This window comes from Nonomuraea sp. NPDC005501 (genome assembly GCF_040605905.1).
Classification (GTDB): Bacteria; Actinomycetota; Actinomycetes; order Streptosporangiales; family Streptosporangiaceae; genus Nonomuraea.
This window is the reverse complement of the sequence record NZ_JBEXDT010000096.1, coordinates 31,308-34,631: the sequence shown is the minus strand read 5'-3', so window position 1 is coordinate 34,631 and position 3,324 is coordinate 31,308. Positions and strand designations below refer to the sequence as shown.

At 68.4% G+C, this 3,324-nt stretch carries 2 protein-coding genes and 2 rRNA genes; 3 read left to right on the top strand and 1 reads right to left on the bottom strand.

Translation table 11 applies throughout. From position 1 onward, the window contains the following. The 3 genes from ABZS51_RS34550 to ABZS51_RS34540 all read left to right on the top strand — a co-directional run. Nucleotides 1-88, top strand: a 23S ribosomal RNA gene (locus ABZS51_RS34550); the annotation flags it as partial. Nucleotides 89-223: 135 nt separating this feature from the next. Next, a 5S ribosomal RNA gene (gene rrf, locus ABZS51_RS34545) occupies nucleotides 224-340 on the top strand. Nucleotides 341-557: 217 nt separating this feature from the next. Next, nucleotides 558-1,955 carry an MFS transporter gene (locus ABZS51_RS34540; protein WP_355450077.1) on the top strand — a complete coding sequence of 466 codons (1,398 nt, stop codon included), beginning with the start codon at nucleotides 558-560 and terminating at the stop codon, nucleotides 1,953-1,955. A 386-nt stretch (nucleotides 1,956-2,341) separates the two neighbouring features. Here the strand turns inward: ABZS51_RS34540 and ABZS51_RS34535 are convergent, their stop codons facing one another. Beyond that, nucleotides 2,342-3,088 (bottom strand): hypothetical protein, encoded by a 747-nt coding sequence (locus tag ABZS51_RS34535; protein ID WP_355450074.1) that lies wholly within the window; start codon nucleotides 3,086-3,088, stop codon nucleotides 2,342-2,344. Between the last annotated feature and the right edge of the window lie 236 nt (nucleotides 3,089-3,324).

Here is a 3,324-nt window from a genome sequence, read left to right as displayed (position 1 = left end):
CCGGTAGACGACCGGGTTGATAGGCCGGAGGTGGAAGCACGGTAACGTGTGGAGCTGACCGGTACTAATAGGCCGAGGACTTGACCACAAAGCATCATGCTTTGGTGTGTGCTGCGCTCTGTTACTCTTCGCCGGGTCCAGAGCTGCGCCACACTGAAGATCTTGCTCGCGTCCACTAGGCAATTCTGAGACAGCAAGCAGCAGCTTGTGTGTTTCAGAGGGTTACGGCGGTTATGGCGGGAAGGAAACACCCGGTTACATTCCGAACCCGGAAGTTAAGCTTCCCAGCGCCGATGGTACTGCACTCGGGAGGGTGTGGGAGAGTAGGTCACCGCCGGACAATCTTTGATAGGAGAGGGCTCCACCCGGAGCTTCTCGGGCCAGTGATGGTTCGGGAGGCGGAGGGTGGGGCCCTTTCTTGCGTTGTGCCGGTATACGCGGTGCGCCGGCGTACACGATGTGCTGGCCGCAGTGCGCCGACGTACGCGATGCGCCGGCATCGGCGTCGCGCCGGTGCCTCGTCAACGCGGCGTCGCGCCGTCTCCCGTTGACGCGGAGTGAATGGACCCGAGCGACCCTCTCCGCCGCAACCCGTACGCAGCCAAGCGACCCTCTCCGCCGCAACCCGTACGCAGCCAAGCGACCCTCTCCGCCGCAACCCGTACGCGACGGCGCGTAGACGCGAAAATGCGTTGCCGCAGCTGCTCGCCAGAACGTATGGTTTTGCGCTCGTGGTCACAATGGTGGATCGAGTCTTGCCTGCCCGGCTCGGGACAGGCTTCCGGCGGTTGCTGGCAGCGAGCTGGCTGACGAATCTCGGGGACGGGGTCGCGGCCGCCGCGGGCCCGCTGCTGATCGCGACGTTGACCCGCGATCCGCTGATGATCTCTCTGTCGGCACTGGTGAGCTGGGCGCCGCCGCTGCTGTTCAGCCTGTATGCGGGCGTGCTGTCGGATCGGTACAACCGGCGCAGGATCGTGCTCGTCGCGAACGCCATGCGGGCCGTGGTGCTGGCGGCGCTCGTCGCGCTCACGGTGACCGGCACAGTGACCGTGGCGACGGCCCTGGTGGCGCTCACGCTCCGGTCCATCGCCGAGGTGTTCGCCGACAACGCGACGGCCACGCTGACGCCCATGATGGTCGGCAAGGACGATCTCGTCATCGCCAACGCCCGCCTCGGCACGGGATTCATCACGCTCAATCAGCTCGCCGGACCGCCGATCGGCGCGGCGCTGTTCGGTCTGGGCTTCACCTGGCCGTTCGCGGGCCAGCTGCTCATGGTGGTGGCGGGAATCGTCCTGGTCTCCCGGATCACGTTGCCCCCGCACGGCAGGCAGACCGACGATCCCAAGCCCGACACCGTACGGGAACTCATCGCCGGGTTCAGCTGGACCATCCGGCACGCGGCAGTGCGCACGCTCGCGCTGACGATCCTGATCTTCAATTTCACGTTCGGCGCGGCCTGGTCGGTTCTCGTCCTCTACACCCAGCAACAGCTCGGCCTCGGCGCCATGGGCTTCGGCCTGATGACCACCATCGGCGGGATCGGCGGTCTGATCGGCACCGGCCTGTACGGGGCCATCACCCGCAGGGTCAGCCTCGGCGCCCTGATGCGGATCGGGCTCGTCATCGAAACCTTCACTCACCTGGGCCTGGCGCTGACCCATTCGCCGTGGGTCGCCGGGGGCATCTTCCTGGCCTTCGGCGCGCACGCCTTCATATGGGGTACGACCTCGGTAACCGTCCGCCAGCGCGCGGTCCCGCACGAACTCCAGGGCCGGGTGGGCAGCGTCAACAGCATCTGCGTCTACGCCGGTCTGGTGGTCGGCTCGCTGATCGGCGGCGTCCTGGCCACCCGCTTCGGTGTCGCGGCGCCGTTCTGGTTCGCCTTCGCTGGTTCGGCGGTGTTCGTGGTGCTGCTGTGGCGGCAGCTCATGCTCATCTCCCACGACTGAGTCATGGTGCGGGACACCGTTCCGGAACGATGTGACCTCGAGTATGTGCGGCACACCGTCGACGTGTCCGCGCGGCCCAGGGGGTCCGCTCCTGTCCCTGGTGCCTGGGGCCGCGAACTTCGATGCGATGGCCGGGTTCGTGGGCAAGGGAGACGATCTCAGGCACGGGCATGACCGAGCACGGGCATGACGGAGACCAGCACCCGCGTGCTGCCAGGCCCCGCTGCCGCGTGTGGTTGCGCCGTGCGGGTGTGGGAGGGGCCTGTTTCGGCCCGCTGCGGGGTCGTACCGGACGTTCCTGTGCAGGGCGGGAGGTCGGCTCGTGAGGACGTGGCGGTGGCGGGTCGCGCGGCTCGGGGGCGGTTGCCGGCCCCATAGGCCGTGCCTCACCGGTCGGCCAGTACCGAATACTCCTCCGACACCCCCAGGGCGACGAGTAAGCGGCCGTCCTGGCGGAGCTTCAGCCACTCGGCCAGCCACGGTGTGCCCTCCGGCGCCCAGTGGTACGGCTCGTACATGCCGCCGTCCTCGTCGAAGAAGCCGGCCCCGGGCATGTCCATCAGGTCGGAGGAGGCTTCGGTGCGTGCGGTGGCGAACTCCATGGTGACGCCGTCGCAGACGAGCATGGTGACCTTGTCGACGTCGAGTGCGCGATCGGCGCGGGTGCGGGACTCCCGTAGCTCGGCACGCTTCTCCACGGCCTCAGGGCAGCGCCTGAAGCGGGCGAGGAGCGTGTCGACGTCACCGTTCCAGGTGTAGGCGCGATAGAGGCTGAGGACGCAGATGGCGGCGAAGTCCTCTTCGTTCTTCGCATCGTCGTTGCCGCGCCGGCAGCGGTCGAGACCGCTGCGGCCGAGCTCCTTCGCGAGCCTGCCCGTACGGGCGGCCCAGTCGAGGCGTAGCCCGAGCAGTTTTCGGGCGGTTGCCCGGTGCTCGTCCACGGCGGGGGCGTGGGGCGGGATGGTCGGCGGGGCGGTGGGGGTCATCGTGCCCGACGTGAGAACGAGGGCCAGGGCGACGGCGGCGGAGGCCATCGCCGCGCCGCCGCCCAGCAGCAGCCCGACCTGTACGACTCTTCGTGACCGGAGTGGTGTGAGGCTCCTCCGCAGGAGGCTTCCCGGCTCGCTTGTCATCCGCACCGCCAGGACCACCCACCTCGGAACATCGCGAGTTCGAGTGCGCTGCCTCTGGGGCCGGCCCCTCCGAGTCCGCCCGCTCGGAGACGGTTCCGTCCGGCTTCGCCCTCTCTGGGGACGCCCTCTCCGAGTCGGTCCCCTGTGAGTCCGCCCCTACTGAGCCGGTCCGCGCCGAGTGGGTCCCCACTGAGTGGGTCTCCTATGGGTCTGCCGTCTCTGTGGCCGTCGTCTCC

Excerpts from the sequence above, each read along its gene's own strand:
- ABZS51_RS34535 (WP_355450074.1), bottom strand. The coding sequence starts at position 3,088 with ATGACAAGCGAGCCGGGAAGCCTCCTGCGGAGGAGCCTCACACCACTC.